At 68.1% G+C, this 16,275-nt stretch carries 20 protein-coding genes and 1 other RNA gene; 13 read left to right on the top strand and 8 right to left on the bottom strand.

The window, feature by feature from the left end; translation table 11 throughout:
• Window positions 1–84: 84 nt before the first annotated feature.
• The 5 genes from AUL34_RS00210 to gap all read right to left on the bottom strand — a co-directional run bounded on the left by AUL34_RS00210 (window position 85) and on the right by gap (window position 5,656).
• Window positions 85–1,875, bottom strand: a complete 1,791-nt coding sequence (locus AUL34_RS00210; protein ID WP_061929415.1) for a glucan ABC transporter ATP-binding protein/ permease — start codon at window positions 1,873–1,875, stop codon at window positions 85–87.
• A 216-nt stretch (window positions 1,876–2,091) separates the two neighbouring features.
• The gene (locus AUL34_RS00205) at window positions 2,092–2,793 is read right to left on the bottom strand and encodes an SGNH/GDSL hydrolase family protein (RefSeq protein WP_370539012.1); all 702 of its coding nucleotides are present in this window, start codon (window positions 2,791–2,793) and stop codon (window positions 2,092–2,094) included.
• A 46-nt stretch (window positions 2,794–2,839) separates the two neighbouring features.
• Complete coding sequence (gene pgk, locus AUL34_RS00200) at window positions 2,840–4,033, bottom strand: phosphoglycerate kinase (protein ID WP_061929408.1); 1,194 nt, start codon at window positions 4,031–4,033, stop codon at window positions 2,840–2,842.
• A gap of 40 nt (window positions 4,034–4,073) precedes the next feature.
• On the bottom strand, window positions 4,074–4,634 hold the full coding sequence (locus AUL34_RS00195) for a putative glycolipid-binding domain-containing protein (RefSeq protein ID WP_082653040.1): 561 nt from the start codon (window positions 4,632–4,634) through the stop codon (window positions 4,074–4,076).
• A gap of 8 nt (window positions 4,635–4,642) precedes the next feature.
• Entirely contained in the window at window positions 4,643–5,656 is a 1,014-nt protein-coding gene (gene gap / locus AUL34_RS00190) for a type I glyceraldehyde-3-phosphate dehydrogenase (protein ID WP_061929402.1), read from the bottom strand.
• Window positions 5,657–6,082: 426 nt separating this feature from the next.
• Between gap and AUL34_RS00185 the strand changes: the two genes are divergently transcribed.
• From AUL34_RS00185 to AUL34_RS00170, 4 genes are all read left to right on the top strand, one after another.
• Window positions 6,083–6,364 (top strand): DUF4164 domain-containing protein, encoded by a 282-nt coding sequence (locus tag AUL34_RS00185; RefSeq protein WP_061929422.1) that lies wholly within the window; start codon window positions 6,083–6,085, stop codon window positions 6,362–6,364.
• Between the two features lie 32 nt (window positions 6,365–6,396).
• A complete protein-coding gene (locus tag AUL34_RS00180; RefSeq protein ID WP_061929399.1) occupies window positions 6,397–6,762 on the top strand; it encodes a cell division protein ZapA in 366 nt (121 codons plus the stop codon).
• Between the two features lie 57 nt (window positions 6,763–6,819).
• A non-coding RNA gene (ssrS, locus tag AUL34_RS00175) (6S RNA) lies at window positions 6,820–6,978 on the top strand.
• 52 nt (window positions 6,979–7,030) lie between these two features.
• Window positions 7,031–7,624: a 5-formyltetrahydrofolate cyclo-ligase gene (locus AUL34_RS00170; protein WP_156420711.1), complete on the top strand. Its 594-nt coding sequence runs from the start codon at window positions 7,031–7,033 to the stop codon at window positions 7,622–7,624.
• On the opposite strand, the gene AUL34_RS00165 is transcribed toward AUL34_RS00170, so the two are convergent.
• Window positions 7,575–8,117 (bottom strand): CAP domain-containing protein, encoded by a 543-nt coding sequence (locus AUL34_RS00165; protein ID WP_061929396.1) that lies wholly within the window; start codon window positions 8,115–8,117, stop codon window positions 7,575–7,577. The genes AUL34_RS00170 and AUL34_RS00165 overlap by 50 nt on opposite strands.
• 83 nt (window positions 8,118–8,200) lie before the next feature.
• Between AUL34_RS00165 and AUL34_RS00160 the strand changes: the two genes are divergently transcribed.
• From AUL34_RS00160 to AUL34_RS00150, 3 genes are all read left to right on the top strand, one after another.
• A complete protein-coding gene (locus AUL34_RS00160) occupies window positions 8,201–8,824 on the top strand; it encodes a glutathione S-transferase family protein (protein WP_061929393.1) in 624 nt (207 codons plus the stop codon).
• Complete coding sequence (locus AUL34_RS00155) at window positions 8,821–9,642, top strand: TIGR00282 family metallophosphoesterase (protein WP_061929390.1); 822 nt, start codon at window positions 8,821–8,823, stop codon at window positions 9,640–9,642. Before AUL34_RS00160 ends, AUL34_RS00155 begins: the two co-directional genes overlap by 4 nt.
• A 70-nt stretch (window positions 9,643–9,712) precedes the next feature.
• Window positions 9,713–9,934: a hypothetical protein gene (locus AUL34_RS00150; protein ID WP_061929387.1), complete on the top strand. Its 222-nt coding sequence runs from the start codon at window positions 9,713–9,715 to the stop codon at window positions 9,932–9,934.
• A 3-nt stretch (window positions 9,935–9,937) separates the two neighbouring features.
• On the opposite strand, the gene AUL34_RS00145 is transcribed toward AUL34_RS00150, so the two are convergent.
• Window positions 9,938–10,750, bottom strand: coding sequence for an MBL fold metallo-hydrolase (locus AUL34_RS00145; protein WP_061929385.1), 813 nt, complete (start codon window positions 10,748–10,750; stop codon window positions 9,938–9,940).
• A gap of 176 nt (window positions 10,751–10,926) precedes the next feature.
• On the opposite strand from AUL34_RS00145, the gene AUL34_RS00140 reads away from it, so the two are divergent.
• The gene (locus AUL34_RS00140; protein WP_061929381.1) at window positions 10,927–11,676 is read left to right on the top strand and encodes a YebC/PmpR family DNA-binding transcriptional regulator; all 750 of its coding nucleotides are present in this window, start codon (window positions 10,927–10,929) and stop codon (window positions 11,674–11,676) included.
• A 442-nt stretch (window positions 11,677–12,118) separates the two neighbouring features.
• On the opposite strand, the gene AUL34_RS00135 is transcribed toward AUL34_RS00140, so the two are convergent.
• On the bottom strand, window positions 12,119–13,207 hold the full coding sequence (locus AUL34_RS00135; RefSeq protein WP_061929416.1) for a serine hydrolase: 1,089 nt from the start codon (window positions 13,205–13,207) through the stop codon (window positions 12,119–12,121).
• Between the two features lie 416 nt (window positions 13,208–13,623).
• Here AUL34_RS00135 and ruvC point away from each other — a divergent pair, with 416 nt between their 5' ends.
• The 5 genes from ruvC to ruvB all read left to right on the top strand — a co-directional run.
• Window positions 13,624–14,142 (top strand): crossover junction endodeoxyribonuclease RuvC, encoded by a 519-nt coding sequence (gene ruvC / locus AUL34_RS00130; RefSeq protein WP_061929379.1) that lies wholly within the window; start codon window positions 13,624–13,626, stop codon window positions 14,140–14,142.
• Window positions 14,143–14,207: 65 nt separating this feature from the next.
• Entirely contained in the window at window positions 14,208–14,471 is a 264-nt protein-coding gene (locus AUL34_RS00125; protein WP_061929376.1) for an AbrB/MazE/SpoVT family DNA-binding domain-containing protein, read from the top strand.
• A 40-nt stretch (window positions 14,472–14,511) separates the two neighbouring features.
• A complete protein-coding gene (locus AUL34_RS00120) occupies window positions 14,512–14,865 on the top strand; it encodes a type II toxin-antitoxin system VapC family toxin (protein WP_370539011.1) in 354 nt (117 codons plus the stop codon).
• Window positions 14,862–15,482, top strand: coding sequence for a Holliday junction branch migration protein RuvA (gene ruvA / locus AUL34_RS00115; RefSeq protein WP_061929370.1), 621 nt, complete (start codon window positions 14,862–14,864; stop codon window positions 15,480–15,482). The genes AUL34_RS00120 and ruvA overlap by 4 nt, the downstream gene beginning before the upstream one ends.
• Before the next feature lie 11 nt (window positions 15,483–15,493).
• A partial coding sequence (ruvB, locus tag AUL34_RS00110; RefSeq protein WP_061929366.1) for a Holliday junction branch migration DNA helicase RuvB occupies window positions 15,494–16,275 on the top strand: 782 nt, incomplete at its 3' end.

Here is a 16,275-nt window from a genome sequence, read left to right as displayed (position 1 = left end):
GTGGAGGGCGACCGCGAGGTCGCCCGCCGTTTCATCGGCTTCTTCCCGCTGCCGGACAAGGCGTCCGTTCCGAGACGCTAGCCCTTACTCGGCAGCTTCCAGGAAGGCCGTCGGTTCCAGCGGCTCGGGGAGGCGACGGATCGTCGATACGCCCGCGTCCCGCGCAAGGCCGGCGAAGATGCCGCCCTGCGCCACCAGTTCGTCGAACGTCCCGCTCTCGGCGATATGCCCTGCGTCCAGCACGATGATCCGGTCGGCCGAGCGGATGGTGGAGAGGCGGTGGGCGATCACGAAGGTGGTGCGTCCCTTGCGCAGACGTTCGAGCGCGGCCTGAAGACGCGTTTCCGTTGCGGTGTCGAGCGCGGACGTCGCCTCGTCGAGGATCAAGATCGGTGCGTCCTTCAGAAGCGCCCGGGCGATCGCCAGGCGCTGCCGCTCGCCGCCCGAGAGCCCCGCGCCCCGCTCGCCGACCATAGCCTCCAGGGCTTCCGGCCTGCGGGCGATGAAGTCGGCGGCCCCGGCGAGCCGGGCGGCTTCCTCGATCTCCGCCAGGGTGGCCTCCGGGCGGCCGATCGCGATGTTCTCGCGGATCGTGCGGCTGAAGAGGCCCGCCTCCTGGAACACGACGCCGATCGAGCCGCGCAACGAGGTCAGCGTCACGTCGCGGATGTCCTGCCCGTCGATCGTGATGCGGCCGCACTCCGGATCGTAGGCGCGCTGGAGCAGCGACAGGGCGGTGGACTTGCCCGAGCCCGTCGGCCCGACGATCGCGATGGTCTCGCCGGGACGAGCCTCGAAGTCGAGCCCGCGCACGGCGCCCGAGCCTTGCGGATAGCGGAAGGTGACGTTCTCGAAGCGCACGCGGCCCTCGGTGATCGCCAGGGGCTGCGCGTCCGCACGTTCCACGACGTCCGTGCGCTCACCGAGGATCGCGAAGAACTGCACCAGCATGGGCGCGCGCGAGAACAGCCCCATGAGGAAGCCGGTGAGCTGGTCGAGGCGGCCGATGAGGAGCGTCGCGAAACCGACGAAGGAGACGATCTCGCCAACCGTCGACTGGCCGCGCGAGGCGAGCCAGGCGCCATAGGCGAAGATCGAGACGATGGAGATCGACGAGGCGCCGCGGGTCAGCACCGCCATCACGGCCCACCAGTTCAGCACCGGATACTGGGCTGCGAGGATATGGTCGAGCGCCGAGCGGATGGAGCCGATCTCGCGCGGCACGGCGAGGAAGCTCTGCAGCATGGGGACGTTGCCGAAAAGCTCGCCGACCGTGCCGGAGACGCGCGTGAAATGCCCTTCGATCTGGCTCTGGCCGCCCGACGTGCGACGCACGACGGCAAGGTTCACCACCGTGTAGACCACGATCAGGACGCCCAGCAGGGTGGCGAGGCGCCAGTTCATCCAGAAGGCTACCGGCAGCAGGACACAGAGCGCCACCATGTTGCCGATCTGCTCGCGGAACAGCGGCAACCAGAACGAGAACAGCGTATCGACGCCCGACACCATCACCCGCATCAGTCCGCCCGACTGCGAGCGGGAGTGGAACGAGGCGGGCAGCGCGAGGACGTGCTCGAGGAACGTCGCCATCGCCGCGAGGCGGCGGCGGTGCATCAGCCGGTCGGCGAGCAGCGAGATGGCCATCGCCGCGAGAAACGAGACGAAGCTCGCCGCGCCCCACAGAAGCACGAGCGGCAGGGCGTTTCCGCCCGACAAGAGCGCGTTGATCGCATGTCCGAACAGGACGGGCTCGGCCACCTGGATGCCTGCGACGGCGATGCCGGCGAGGACGATGCCGGCGACGCGGCCGGCTTCGGGGCGAAGGAGCCCGATGGCCCGTGCATAGGCTTGGAAAGACTGGAAAGCGGCAGGCATGGGCGGGCATCCGTGGAGGCGATCCGGCCGACGGATCGCATGCGATGAAGATGGCGCGCGGGCCTTTCCTCCGCCATTCCGTCCGAATTGGGGCGGATGCTTCCTGAAAGATCGGCCGGGAGCGCTACACGACGATCGCGCGGGATGCTTGTGGCAGAATGAACGCGGCCCCTGCCGTCCCTCGCCTGACGGCACGCCCCATGAGGTGCCGGCCGATCAGGGCTGCGGGGCGCGGTCGCCGAGGAGGTAGGGCGCCAGGTGGCCCGCCGTGTAGGCGGCACCGTCGGCGGAGGCATGGAAGCCGTCGCGCGAGAAGCCGGCGGGTTCGACGCGGGGCAGGGTGGTCGCGGGCACCACGCCGCGCTCTAGGCACAGGCGCGCACCGAGACGTGCGAGCACCCGCTCGCGCAGCGACAGCACCTTGGCGAGACCGCGGGGCAGGGCCGGCACGCGAAGCATGTCGACCGGCGGCGACCAGACGATGCGCGCGTCCGGCCAACGGGCGCGGAGCGCATAGAGCAGGCCACCGAAACCGCGCTTGAAGCGCCGCGCGGTGTGGAAGTTCTTCACATCGTTGGTGCCGATGGACAGGAGGATATGCGTGAAGCCCTCCGCCGCGATGTTGGGCACGATGTAGTCCCGCACATCAGCCGAAACGGCCGAGTTCGAACCGACGGCCCGCCAGCGCACCGCCTCGCCGGTGAGCACGGCAAGGCGCTCGGCGAGACGTGCCGCGAGCCCGTCCTCCGCCCGGTCCACCCCGACGCCGGCCGCCGAGGAATCGCCGAGCACCAGGAGACGGATCGCCGCCTCGTCGCCCGCCGCGCCCGCCGACCCGTGGAAGGGGCCGGCCGGCGGCAGCATCCGCTCGATCGATCGACGAATGCCAATGCCCTGCCAGACATAGACCGGGAACATCAGCCAGGAGAGAAGCGCGGTCCGCACGGCGTGTCGATCCGCTCGCTCAGGCCTTCAGCGCGTCGACGCCTGGCAGCGGCTTGCCCTCCATCCATTCCAGGAACGCGCCGCCCGCCGTGGAAACATAGGAGAAGCGCTCGGAGACGCCGGCCTGGTTGAGCGCGGCCACCGTGTCGCCGCCGCCCGCGACCGAGACAAGCTGGCCCGCCTGCGTCCGGTCGGCGGCATGCCGCGCGGCGGCCATCGTCGCCTTATCGAAGGGCTCGATCTCGAAGGCGCCGAGCGGGCCGTTCCACACCAGGGTCTTCGACTTGTCGATCCATTCGGTGATGGCGCCGACCGAGGCCGGGCCGACGTCGAGGATCATCGCATCGGACGGCACGCGATCGACCGGAACGACCTCGTTCGCGGCATTGGCCTTGAACTCGCGCGCCACCACGGCGTCGACGGGCAGGAGGATGGTACAGCCGCTCGTTGCGGCGGCCGCGAGGATCGCCTTGGCGGTGTCGGCGAGGTCGTGCTCGCAAAGCGACTTGCCGACGTCCTTGCCTTGCGCCGCGAGGAACGTGTTGGCCATGCCGCCGCCGATCACCAGGCAGTCCACCTTGGTGACGAGGTTCTGCAGAAGGTCGATCTTCGAGGAAACCTTGGCGCCGCCGACGATGGCGATGACCGGCTTCTCCGGGTTGCCGAGCCCGCGCTCCAGCGCTTCCAGCTCGGCCTGCATGGTGCGGCCGGCATAGGAGGGCAGGTGATGGCCAAGCCCTTCGGTCGAGGCGTGGGCGCGGTGCGCGGCCGAGAAGGCGTCGTTGACGTAGACGTCGCCGAGCGCGGCGAGCTCGGATACGAAGGTCTCGTCGTTCGTCTCCTCGCCGGCATGGAAGCGGGTGTTCTCGAGGAGCAGGACGTCGCCGTCCTTCATGTTGACGACGATGCCGTCGGCCACCGGACCCACGCAGTCCTCGGCGAAGCCGACCGGCTGCCCGAGCTTCTCCGCCAGCACCGGGGCGATGGGCGCCAGCGACTGCGACGGATCGACCTTGCCCCTCGGCCGGCCGAAATGCGCGAGCAGGATGGCGCGTCCGCCTTTTTCCGTGATCTCGCGGATGGTCGGCAGGATGCGGTCGATCCGCGTCGCATCGCTCACCACCCCGTCCTTCATGGGCACGTTGAGGTCCACGCGCACCAGGACGCGCTTGCCCTGGAGCGCGGCATCGTCGAGCGTCTTGAAGAGGGTCATCGCTTGGGCTCCGTGGTTCGATGATGGGATGGTGGGCGCGTCAGACGCGCCGGAAAAGCGTGGGGTAGTCGATCACCAGCCCGTCCTCGTCGACCGGCAGATCGGCGGCGAAGGTGCCGTCCATCGCCTCGTAGCGGTAGAGGTGGGGCGAAAGCTCGGTATAGCGCTGCGCGTCCACCAGCGGCTCGAACGTGTCGAAGGGCACGTAGAGCATGCGCAGTTCGGTGGGCGTCGTCAGCTGACCGTCGAGGCGGCGGATGGGCAGGGTGTTGGTGAAGGGCGTGCCGGCGAGGTCGATGTCGATGCAGCCGTCGAGATCGGCGCGGTTCGTGCCGTCGTCGGCCGTCCAGCGACCGGGCCCGTCCTGCGAAAGCGAAAGGCGCGCGCCACCGGCGGTTTCGATGCGAAAGCGTTCCACCTGCCACCCGGCGCTCAGGTGGATCTCGTAGAACGCGCCGAAGCTGGCGGCTTTCCGCTCGCCGATCACCGCCGAGCGGGCGACGACGCCCGAGGGCGTCGCCGAAAGGCTGAGATGCTCCAGCCCCATGCCCACGACCGGCGCCCATCGGACGTCGCGCGGGGAAAGGGGCGGGAAGCGCAAGGTGGCGATCAGCCGGCGTTGTGCATGGCGATCGCGGTGTCCGACATGCGGTTGGAGAAGCCCCACTCGTTGTCGTACCAGGACAGGATGCGCACGAACGTGCCGCCGAGCACCTTCACCTGATCCATCGCGAAGATCGAGGAGTGCGGGTCGTGGTTGAAGTCCACCGAGACGTTGGGGTCGGTGGTGAAGCCGAGAACGCCCTTCAGCGGACCTTCGGCCGCCGCGCGGATCGCGTTCTGGACTTCATCCACGGAGGTGGCGCGCTTGGCCGTGAACTTGAAGTCCACCACCGAGACGTTCGGGGTCGGCACGCGGATGGACGAGCCGTCGAGCTTGCCCTTCAGCTGCGGCAGCACGAGGCCGAGTGCCTTGGCGGCGCCCGTCGAGGTCGGGATCATCGACAGGGCCGCGGCGCGGGCCCGGTAGAGGTCCTTGTGCATCGTGTCCAGCGTCGGCTGGTCGCCGGTATAGGAATGGATCGTCGTCATGAAGCCGGTCTCGATGCCGATAGCTTCATCCAGCACCTTGGCGACCGGCGCCAGGCAGTTGGTCGTGCAGGAGGCGTTCGAGACGATCCGGTCGCTGGCCTTCAGCGTGTCGTGGTTGACGCCGAAGACAACGGTCTTCTCGTCCGCGGCGTTGGTCAGCGGCCCGGAGATCAGCACCTTCTTGGCGCCCGCCTCGAGATGCGCCGAGGCCTTGTTCGGCTCGGTGAAGATGCCGGTGCACTCGAAGGCGATGTCGATGTCGAGTTCCTTCCAGGGAAGGTTCTTCGGGTCGCGCTCGGCGGTGACGCGCATCGGGCCGCGGCCGACGTCGATCGTGTTGCCTGCGACCGTGACGGTGCCGGGGAAGCGGCCATGGACCGAATCGTAGCGGATCAGATGGGCGTTGGTCTCGACCGGGCCGAGATCGTTGATGCCGACCACCTCGATGTCGGTACGGCCGGACTCGATGATGGCGCGCAGGACGTTGCGCCCGATGCGACCGAAACCGTTGATGGCGACGCGAACTGCCATGGTCTTACTTCTCCTCAGACGGCGAGGCCGGAATGGCCCTGCCCATGGCCGCCCGCAAGGCGAGGGCGGCGGATGCGGCTCGTCCGGCCCGAGATAGGGTCAGGGCGAGGAAATGTCAGCCGAAGCAGGGAGAAGCGAGCGAGGACGGGGCAAGGCGCCGTTGGCCGGACGCGCTGGATCAGCGCAGGTCTTCGGTGCTGCCGCCACGGCATCGGGTCCGCTTTCCTCCAGGATTCGGACGGCGGGAAGAGGCTACATCGTTCGGCCCGCACACATCATAGGTGCTCCGCGCCTGTCAATCGCGCGGCCGCCGCGCGCGCCTTTCGCTTTCCAAATCGGGCGATCGCGCGATAAAGCAGGATTGCCTTGAGCGAAGTGCCCGACGGATCGGGGCGCGGGCACGAGTCCTTCGAAGGAGGCAGGATGATGGATGCGGCAAGTCCGCTCGGCGATGCGACCCTTCGGCTGCAGAAGGCCCTGGAGCGACTGGAGGATGCGGTGGATGCGCGCCTGTCGCGCGACCACGTGGTCCTCTCGGTCGAGGAGGAAGTGCAGCGGATGACGGCAGACCGGTCGCGTCTGGCGAGCGAACTCGACACCGCCCTGGTGCGCGCGCAGCGACTGGAGGCGGCCAACCGCGAAGTCTCGCGCCGTCTGGTCAACGCGATGGAATCGATTCGCGACGTCCTGGCCGAACGCCGCGCCTGACGTCCTTGTAGCCCCAAGCGGAAACCGAACCCATGCCCCAGATCGCGGTCACCATCGACGGCAAGACCTACCGCATGGCCTGCGGCGAGGGCGAAGAGGACCATCTTCTCGGCCTCGGTGCGGGGCTCGACGCACGTGTCACCGAACTGCGCGGCAGCTTCGGCGAGATCGGCGACCTGCGCCTCATGGTGATGGCCGCATTGATGGTAGCGGACGAACTCGATGAGGCGAAGAACCGCCTGGCGGCCGCCGAAGCGGACGTCGCCGAACTTCGCGAGCGCGAGGCCCAGTCCGCCCACGGCGCGCGGGCAGGCGATGCGCGTCTCACCGAGCACCTTCTCGGCGTGTCCGAAATCGTGGAGCGCATCGCCGCCAAGCTCGAGACCGGCCGTCCCTGACGATTGGCCGCGACGCGGCCATGGAAACGCCTTCAGCGGAGTGCTATATCTCGTCTCGGCGGGCTGCGCGGTGCGACAGGGATAACTTATTCCCCGGGGCCTTACGCATCCCTAAGGGAGCTGTCCCTGCCTCGGCCCCTGGGCTGGGGCACACGGCGCCCACCTACACTGTAGGTTCCCGGGATCGATCTTCTCATCGGCCGAGGTGGCTCGCCACTCCTCCTCCCTTCCGCTAGGCTCGTTGCGGCGTTCACACGGCCGGGGAGCCATGTCCGACATCGTCAGTCGCAAGATCGAGCTGCGCCGCGCGGCGCGGGCCCGTCGCGACGCCGTTCCCGCCGACATCCGCGCCGAGGCGGTCCGTGCGATCTCGATCCGCATCGCCGCCGATAGCGGGTTCGATGGGGTGGGGGTTGTCGGCGCCTATCTGCCCATCGGATCCGAACTCGATCCGCGGCCCGCCATGTCGGCGCTTGCCGATCGGGGCCTGCGGCTCGCCGTGCCGGCGATCGTGGACGGCGATCTCGAATTTCGCGAACTGCGCGGCGACGCGCCGCTCCTGGACCAGGGCCTCGGGACGGTCGCGCCGGGGCCGGGTGCCGCGCGGCTCGCGCCGGACGTGCTTCTCGTGCCCCTCCTCGCCTTCGACCGGCGCTGCGCCCGCATCGGCTACGGCAAGGGTTTCTACGACCGGGCCATCGCGCGGCTTCTGGTCGCGAAGCCGCATCTCCTGACCATCGGCCTCGCCTTCGACGCGCAGGAGGTGGACGAGGTGCCGGCCGAGCCGCACGACCGGTTCCTCGATCGGATCCTCACGGAAAGCGGAGTTCGGGTCCCCAGCGCAGCGGCTTCTCGCTCTTAGGCGCGGACGGGTTCTTGCTCGGCGCCGCCAGGATCTGCGCCCAGTAGGGCCGAGGGCTTCCGGCAGCCTGCGCCCCTGCAAAACCGATCTGCGTCACGTTGGGGTTGAGCAGGTTCTTGCGGTGGCCGGGCGAGTTGATCCACCCGACCATGGCTGCGTCGTAGTCGCGGTAGCCGCGCCCGATGTTCTCGGCCGTGGTGCCCCAATGATAGCCCGCGCGCTCGACCCGGCCCGGCAAAGCGCCGGCGACCGCGTGGTCCATCTTGTCGCGGGTCGCCATGGCCTCGCTCTGGGAGGCGGCCGCCGCCATCAGCCGCTCGTCGACGCTGAGCGGCTTCAGCCCGTTCTCGGCCCGAAAGGCGTTGACGGCCGCGAGCCCGCGGTCGCGGTCGATCGCAAGGTCGGCGACCAATCGCGTCGGGGACTTCGTCGCGCAAGCCGCTAGAAGCGCCGCCGCCAGAAGGGCTGCAACGCCGCGCATCGTGTTCTTCATGTGTCCTGCCTGCCGTCTGCCCTCGCAACGCCCGCCTGCGCGCGCTACGTCGTTCCAACCTCGTCCATCAGGAGATTCGCATCGTGATCGAGCTCTATACCTGGACCACGCCGAACGGCGAGAAGCCGGTGATCATGCTGGAAGAGCTCGGGCTCGCGTACGACCTGCGCCTGATCGATATCTCGACCGGCAAACAGAAGGAATCGGACTTTCTTGCGATCAACCCGAACGGTCGCATTCCCGCCCTCAGCGACGACGGGACGCGCGTCTTCGAGTCCGGGGCGATCCTCCTTCATCTCGCAGAGAAGACCGGCCGGCTTCTGGCGCCAAGCGGGCCGGCGCGGGCGGAAGCGCTGGGCTGGGTCTTCTTCCAGGCGGGCGGCACGGGGCCGATGCTCGGGCAGGTCCACTATTTCCGCAACGCCAGCGAGCGCAGCGAATTCGCCATCCGTCGTTTCGAGAAGGAGGGCGAGCGTCTCCTCGGCGTCCTCGACGCTCGCCTCGCGGCGGCCCCCTATCTTGCCGGCGACGAGTTCTCTGTCGCCGACGTGATGAACGTGTCATGGGCGCGGGCCGGTTTGAAGGCGCTGGAGGCGGGAGAACGCTATCCGGCCCTGGCAGAATGGGTGCGACGGGTCGACGGGCGACCGGCGGTCGTGCGCGCGCTGGAGCGTCTCAAGGCGGCCAAGGACGCGCTGGCGTCGTGAGGTTCCTGTTCCTCGGCGACATGGTTGGCCGCTCGGGCCGGGTGGCCGTGCAGGAGCGCCTTCCCGGTCTCGTGTCCGACTGGCGGCTCGATTTCGTCGTGGTCAACGGTGAGAACGCGGCCGGCGGCTTCGGCATCACGGAGGACATCTTCGAGGAAACGGTTGCTGCCGGCGCCGATGTCGTGACCACCGGCAACCACGTCTTCGACCAGCGCGAGGCGCTGACCTTCGCGCCCCGCCACGACCGCTTCCTGCGCCCCGCCAACTATCCGAAGGGCACGCCCGGTCGTGGCTCCTGCCTCGTGGAGGCGCGGAACGGGGCGCGCGTCCTCGTCGCCAACGTCATGGGCCGCGTCTTCATGCATCCCGAACTCGACGACCCGTTCCGCGCGGCCGAGGACATCCTTGCCGCGTGCCCGCTCGGCGAGCAGGCCGACGCCGTGATCTTCGACTTCCACGCCGAGGCGACCAGCGAGAAGCAGTGCTTCGGCCACTTCCTCGACGGGCGGGTGTCCGTGGTCGTGGGGACGCATACGCACGTGCCGACCGCCGACCACCAGATCCTCGCCGGCGGCACCGCCTACCAGTCGGACGCCGGCATGTGCGGCGACTACGATTCCTCGCTCGGCATGGACAAGGAGGAGCCGATCAACCGCTTCGTCACCAAGGTGCCCCGCGGCCGCTTCGAGGCGGCCGCGGGCCCGGCGACGATCTGCGGTCTCGCGGTGGAGATCTCCGACCGGACGGGTCTGGCGGAGCGGGTCGGCACGGTGCGCATCGGTCCGAGGCTGGAAGGCGCGGTCCCCTCCTTCTGGTAGGACCCCGGAACGGCCGCAATCGCGGTGTGGTCTCCCGGCAGCCAACGCGTGGGGCAGGGGGCCTTGATGTTTGCGGACCGTTCGTCTCCATCTCGTCGCCGTTCTTCTGGCGCTGATCGGCTTCGCCACGTCGATGCCGCAACTGCCCGTGCGCCATCACGGGCATGCCCTGCGCAGTCCCGCGCAGATCCAGCTCGACGACGATGACGACGATCGCGACGACGACGCCGCCCTTCTGGAGGAGGACCCCGATGGCGGCGCGGCGTCCGGCGAACGCCGCCGGCGCACCTGACCGTCAGACGCCGTCGAGGATCACCACCGTCGGCTGGCGAGGCAGGGTGCGGGCCGACAGCGTGATCGAGGCCTCGGCGCGCCGCTCGACCGCGAAGTCCGGGATCTGCTCAAGGAACCGCTCGATCGGCGTGCGGAAGCGGTGCATCGGCAGCACGACGGAGGAATGCAGCCGCTGTGCGATCTCCCCCATGCCGCTCTGGCTCATGGTCCAGGATCCGTCCACCGGCACCATCAGGACGTCGAGCCGCCCGATCGCGGCATAGTCCTCCGCTGTCAGCTTGTGGTGGAGATGGCCGAGATGGCCGATGCACAGGCCCGACGCCTCCACGATGAAGATCGAGTTGCCGTCGGCCTCGAACGTTCCGAAGCGGTTGATGTCGGTCGGCACGTTGCGGATCAGGACATCGCCCACGGTCACCGCGTGGGTGGCCGGGCCGCCCTCCGGATTCCAGCCGCGCAGCACCGTCGATATGGCGGGATCGGGATGGTCGGTGAAGTGGGTCGAGTGCGCCTTGTTCATGGTGACGACGTCGGGCGGCTCGCCGCCACCGTGGTAGCCGGAATAATCGGTCGCGATCCGCACGCCCTCGGCGCTTTCGATCATGTAGGTGGAGTGGTGGATGTAGGTGATCGTGACCTGGTCGCCGCCCGCCTGCGCGACGCGCCACGGCGCCGGCGGTTCGTCCAGCGAGGCGTATCGGACGCCAGGCAGCCGCTCCGCGATGGCGAGGCACGTGCTGATCGGCGCCTCCTGCGCCAGCGCCGCCGGGGCGCATCCGAGGGCCAGGAGAAGGGTGAGGATCAGCCGTCGCATCGCTTCGCGCCCTCGTCGCTTCTTGCGGGGTCGAACGGGAGCCTGCGCCCGATTACACGGTCCCCCAAGTCACACTCGCGTCATTCACAGCATGGCGCGTCGTCTGGACGCGGGCGACGACGGAATTTATACGATCCGCAACAGCGATCCGATCGAACAACAGAACAGGTGCCGCGATGGCCGGTCATTCCCAATTCAAGAACATCATGCACCGCAAGGGCCGGCAGGACGCCGTGCGCTCCAAGATGTTCTCGAAGCTCGCGCGTGAAATCACTGTGGCGGCGAAAAGCGGCACGCCCGATCCCGACATGAACCCCCGTCTGCGACTGGCGATCAACAACGCCAAGGCGCAGTCCATGCCCAAGGACAACATCAGCCGCGCCATCTCGAAGGGCTCGGGCGCCGACACCGAGAACTACGACGAGGTCCGCTACGAGGGCTACGGCCCCGGCGGCGTCGCGGTCATCGTCGAGGCGCTGACCGACAACCGCAACCGCACCGCTTCCAACGTCCGCTCCTACTTCACCAAGTCCGGCGGCGCGCTCGGCGAGACCAACTCGGTGTCGTTCCTTTGGGACCGCGTCGGTGAGATCGTCTACCCCGCCAAGGCCGGCGACGCCGACACGGTGATGGAAGCCGCGATCGAAGCCGGCGCCGACGACGTCCAGTCGGACGACGACGGCCACCGCATCATCACCGCTTTCGGCGACATGAACGATGTGGCCGCCGCGCTGGAAAAGAGCCTCGGCGAGGCCGAGAGCGTCAAGATCATCTGGCGCCCGCAGACGACCACCCCGGTGGACGAGGAAAAGGCCCAAAGCGTCCTGCGCCTCATCGCCAATCTGGAAGACGACGACGACGTGCAGAACGTCTACGCGAACTTCGAGGTGGACGAGGAGACGATGGCCAAGCTCTCGGCGGCCTGAGCCGGGCACAGGCTTGCGACGATGGAAGGTCCGCGCGGAGGCGATCCGCGCGGCCCATGGACGTATGAAGTTTCTCGTTCCGGCTTGGCGGTATCATGGGTGCCACCACCACAGCGCGACGATCACGTCGCTTGGTTCCGTCTGTGCCGCGACCCGCGATGGGCCTCCGCGACGCTGGGCCAGCGAACCCCAGGCCTACCTTCCGGTTGCACTGGGAGATGCGGAGTGGATCGCGTTGCCAGCCGCTGCTTCACGACGGACAGGTCGTTATCAGACGAGACCTCCGGCCGCTCACTCGTCGCCTCGATGCGACGAATGTCCGGTGGAGCGAAAGAAGTCGGTGGGATAGGAGATGGGTCCACCCTTTGATCGGTGGCGCTTCATTCTCTCCCAAAAGAAACGGAAACGCCAGGTTTCCCCGAGCCTGGAGCAAGGACAGGGCTCAGCTCTTGCGCTCACTCGCCCGTCGCGCTTCCGCGGCCGGGACGATCGTCTCCGACACGAGGCGATGGAGGTCCTGCACGTATCCCGAGCGCGCGGACGGCTGGTCCTCGGCCGAGGTGATGGCGACGGTAAGGTCGAGGTCGGGGATGACGTAGATCATCTGGCCGCCGTAGCCCCAACCGTAGCGGCCCTCGTGGCCGGCGAACGTGTCGATGAACCAGCCGTAGCCGTAGCGTCCGTCGTGGAAGCGCGAGGTGGTGCGCGGGGTCCAGGACTTCGTGATCCAGTCTTCGGAAAGGAGGCGCGTGCCGTCGGCGGTTGTGCCGCCGCGCCGGTAGAGTTCGCCGAACGCCAGCAGCGAGCGCGGCGTCATCGCCATCTGGTTGCCGCCGAGATAGATGCCCTGCGGGTCGCGCTCCCAATCGGTGACGCGAACGCCCGCCGGCCCAAGCCACTCGCGGGCGAGCTGGAGCGTGGTCTTGCCGCTCGCCTTGGTCAGGATCGCCGAGAGAAGATGCGTCGAGCCGGTGGAATAGAGCATCGATCCGCCGGGATCGGTGACGAAGGGGCGAGCCAGCGCATTGCGCACCCAGTTGCGCGACGAAATCCACGCGCCGTAGTTGCCGCCGGAGGTTCGCTCCAACCCTGCCTGCATCGACAGGAGATTGCCGATCGTCACCTCGGCAAGGCGCGGGTCGGGCTCGGCCGGGAAGTCGGCGCGCAGGAAATCGGCGATCGGCTGATCCGGCCCTTCGATCAGCCCCCTGTCGATGGCAATCCCAACAAGGGCGGAAACCACCGACTTCGAGGCCGACTTGATGTTGGTCGCGCGATCCGTCCGGTTGCCGCGAAAACCACGGTCGACGGCGACCTCGCCGCCTTGCGCGATCTGCAGCGTCTCGAGCGGCGCGAGCGCGCCCGCACGCTCCACCGCACCGTCGAAACCGTCAGGGCTCGGCGCGGGCGCCGTGGCTGCAGGGGTGCGCGCCTCCGGCGGAACCGAAGGGGCGGCGCCCTGCGCGGCCACCGGTGGGGATGGGAACATCATCGCCGCGAGCACGGCGGAGGCGATCAGGCGATGGGTCATGCGCAGGAGATGGGCGAGGACGGCGCCATCCTCCAGCCCGCTCACCAATTCTTGCGCACCGCAGTCCCAGCGCAGGTCGCGGCGAAAAGGCCGAGCAGGGATCGGCATCAGACGTCCGGGACGAGACGACCGTCAGAGGAACAGGTCGATGATCGCGAGCCACAGAACGGCGCTGAACATCAGGCCGTTTACCAATCCATACATCGGCCGCAGTTCGTTCATCGCCATCCTCCCCAGACGGCGAAGTTGTAGGCCGCAATAAACATTATTGCAATAACAAATTTGCGAACTCAAGGCGTCCGGTTTGATGTTGAGGACTGCGGGAGGGCGAGGGGCACGGTCGAGGCGTGTCCCATTTCCATTTTGTTCACCACTCCGGCGTAGCGATGCGCTAGAAGAACGGAAGTGGAACGAGCATGCTTCAGGAGCAGACCATTCGCATCATCGGCATCGACCCGGGTCTCCGGCGCACGGGCTGGGGCGTCGTGGAGACGGTCGGCAACTCGTTGCGCTTCGTCGCCAGCGGGACGGTCACCTCGGACAACAAGCTCGATCTCGCCACGCGGCTGCGCCAGTTGCATGATGGCCTGACCGAAGTGCTGCGGAGCTTCGTCCCCGACGAGGCGGCGGTGGAGCAGACCTTCGTCAACAAGGACGCGGTCGCGACCCTGAAGCTCGGCCAGGCCAGGGGCATCGCGATGCTCGTGCCTTCGCTGGCCGGCCTGCCGGTGGCCGAATATGCGCCGAACGCGGTGAAGAAGGCCGTGATCGGCGTCGGCCATGGCGAGAAGGCGCAGATCCACATGATGGTGAAGGTCTTGATGCCGAAGGCCACGTTCGACACCGACGACGCAGCCGATGCCCTGGCCATCGCGATCTGCCACACCCATCACCGCCAGTCGGCGCAGGCCATGGCGGCCTATGCCAGGCTATGATGTTCTTGACCTGTTCTCGCCTGGGAGTTAGGTAATACCAGGAGGTATTACCGCGAGGTCGAGCAATGCGCGTGACGGAAAAAGGTCAGGTGACGATCCCCAAGCCGATCCGCGACAAGCTTGGCATCGTGCCTGGGAGCGAAGTCGAGTTCGTCGCGGAAGGGGCCGAGGTTCATCTGCGCAAGAGAGCCGATCCGCCCTGCCTCACTGAAGAGGAGATCGCCGCGCACTTCGAAGCCATGCGGGGCACGATCGATACCCAGGGAATGGATGGTAAGGAGTTCATCGACTGGTTGCGGGGGCCGCGTGACGATCTCGACGCTGGTTGACACCAACATCTTCATCGATGTCCTCGGGAACGGGCCATTCATGCTCCATTCGACGCGCGTTCTCCGGCAAAGCACGGCGGATGGGCCCATCATTCTCAGTGCGATCGTCTGGTCCGAACTGTCCCTATGGAGCGACGAGGCGGACGAGATTGATCGCCGTATTGCCTGGATGCGGCCGGCGCGCCAGGACTTCCCCTTCGAAGCCGCCTATCCCGCCGGCCGAGCCCATCGCCTCTACCGCCAGCGCGGCGGGCGCCGTGAGCGCACGCTCCCCGACTTCCTGATCGGCGCCCATGCGATGGTCGCCGGCCACCGCCTTCTGACGCGTGATGCCTCGCGCTACCGCGCCTACTTCCCCGACCTCCACATCATCTGCCCGGAGACGCATCCTTGATCGGCAAGCTGAAAGGCACCGTGGACACGGTCGAGGAGGACTGCGTCACGCTCGACGTCCACGGCGTCGGTTATGTCGCCTATTGCGGCGCGCGCACGCTCGCCAACCTGCCGGGTGCAGGGGAGGCCGCGGCGCTTTTCATCGAGACCTATGTGCGCGAGGACATGATCCGGCTCTACGGCTTCGCTTCGGCGGTGGAGCGCGACTGGTTCCGCCTGCTGCAGAGCGTGCAGGGCGTCGGCGCGAAGGTCGCGCTGGCAGTGGTCGGCACGCTTTCGACTGGCGACCTTGCCAATGCCATCGCATTGCAGGACCGGACGGTGGTGGCGCGCGCGCCCGGCGTCGGGCCGAAGGTCGCCGCACGCATCGTCGCCGAACTCAAGGACAAGGCGCCGGCCTTCTCCGGCGCGGCGGCGGTCGAGAGCTTCGGCCTCAAGCGCGACATCGGCGAGGGCGTGGCGCCGGCGCCGATCGCCGACGCGGTGTCGGCACTGGTCAATCTCGGCTACTCGCGCGAGCAGGCGGCGGGCGCCGTTGCGGTGGCGGTGAAGGAGGCGGGTGAGGATGCGCCCTCCACGACCTTGATCCGCCTCGGCCTCAAGGCTCTTAGCCGGTAAGGCGACAGCACATGAGCAACACCCGTCTGATCACCCCCGAGAAGCGCGGCGAGGACGTCGACGCCTCGCTGCGTCCGCAGCGGCTCGACGACTTCGTCGGACAGGCAGCGGCGCGCGCCAATCTCAAGATCTTCATCGAGGCCGCCAAGACGCGCGGCGAGGCGCTCGACCACGTCCTCTTCGTCGGCCCGCCCGGCCTCGGCAAGACGACGCTGGCGCAGATCATGGCGAAGGAACTCGGCGTCAATTTCCGCTCGACCTCCGGCCCGGTGATCGCCAAGGCCGGTGACCTCGCCGCGCTGCTCACCAATCTCGAGGAGCGCGACGTCCTCTTCATCGACGAGATCCACCGCCTTTCGCCGGCCGTCGAGGAAATCCTCTATCCCGCGATGGAGGACTTCCAGCTCGACCTCATCATCGGCGAAGGGCCGGCCGCGCGCTCGGTGAAGATCGATCTGGCGAAGTTCACGCTGGTGGCCGCGACGACCCGCATCGGCCTCCTGACGACGCCGCTGCGCGACCGGTTCGGCATCCCGGTGCGGCTGAACTTCTATACGATCCCCGAACTCGAACACATCGTGAAGCGCGGCGCGCGATTGATGAGCCTTCCCATGGGCGACGACGGCGCGCGCGAGATCGCGCGGCGCGCCCGCGGCACGCCGCGCATCGCAGGGCGCCTTCTTCGGCGGGTGCGCGACTTCGCGACCATGGCGGGGTCCGAAACGGTGGATCGCCGAATCGCCGACGAAGCGCTGACACGGCTCGACGTCGACAGTCTCGGCCTCGACCAGCT

Source organism: Aureimonas sp. AU22 (assembly GCF_001463745.1).
In the GTDB taxonomy this organism is placed as follows: Bacteria; Pseudomonadota; Alphaproteobacteria; order Rhizobiales; family Rhizobiaceae; genus Aureimonas.
This window is presented reverse-complemented; position numbering and strand designations above follow the sequence as displayed.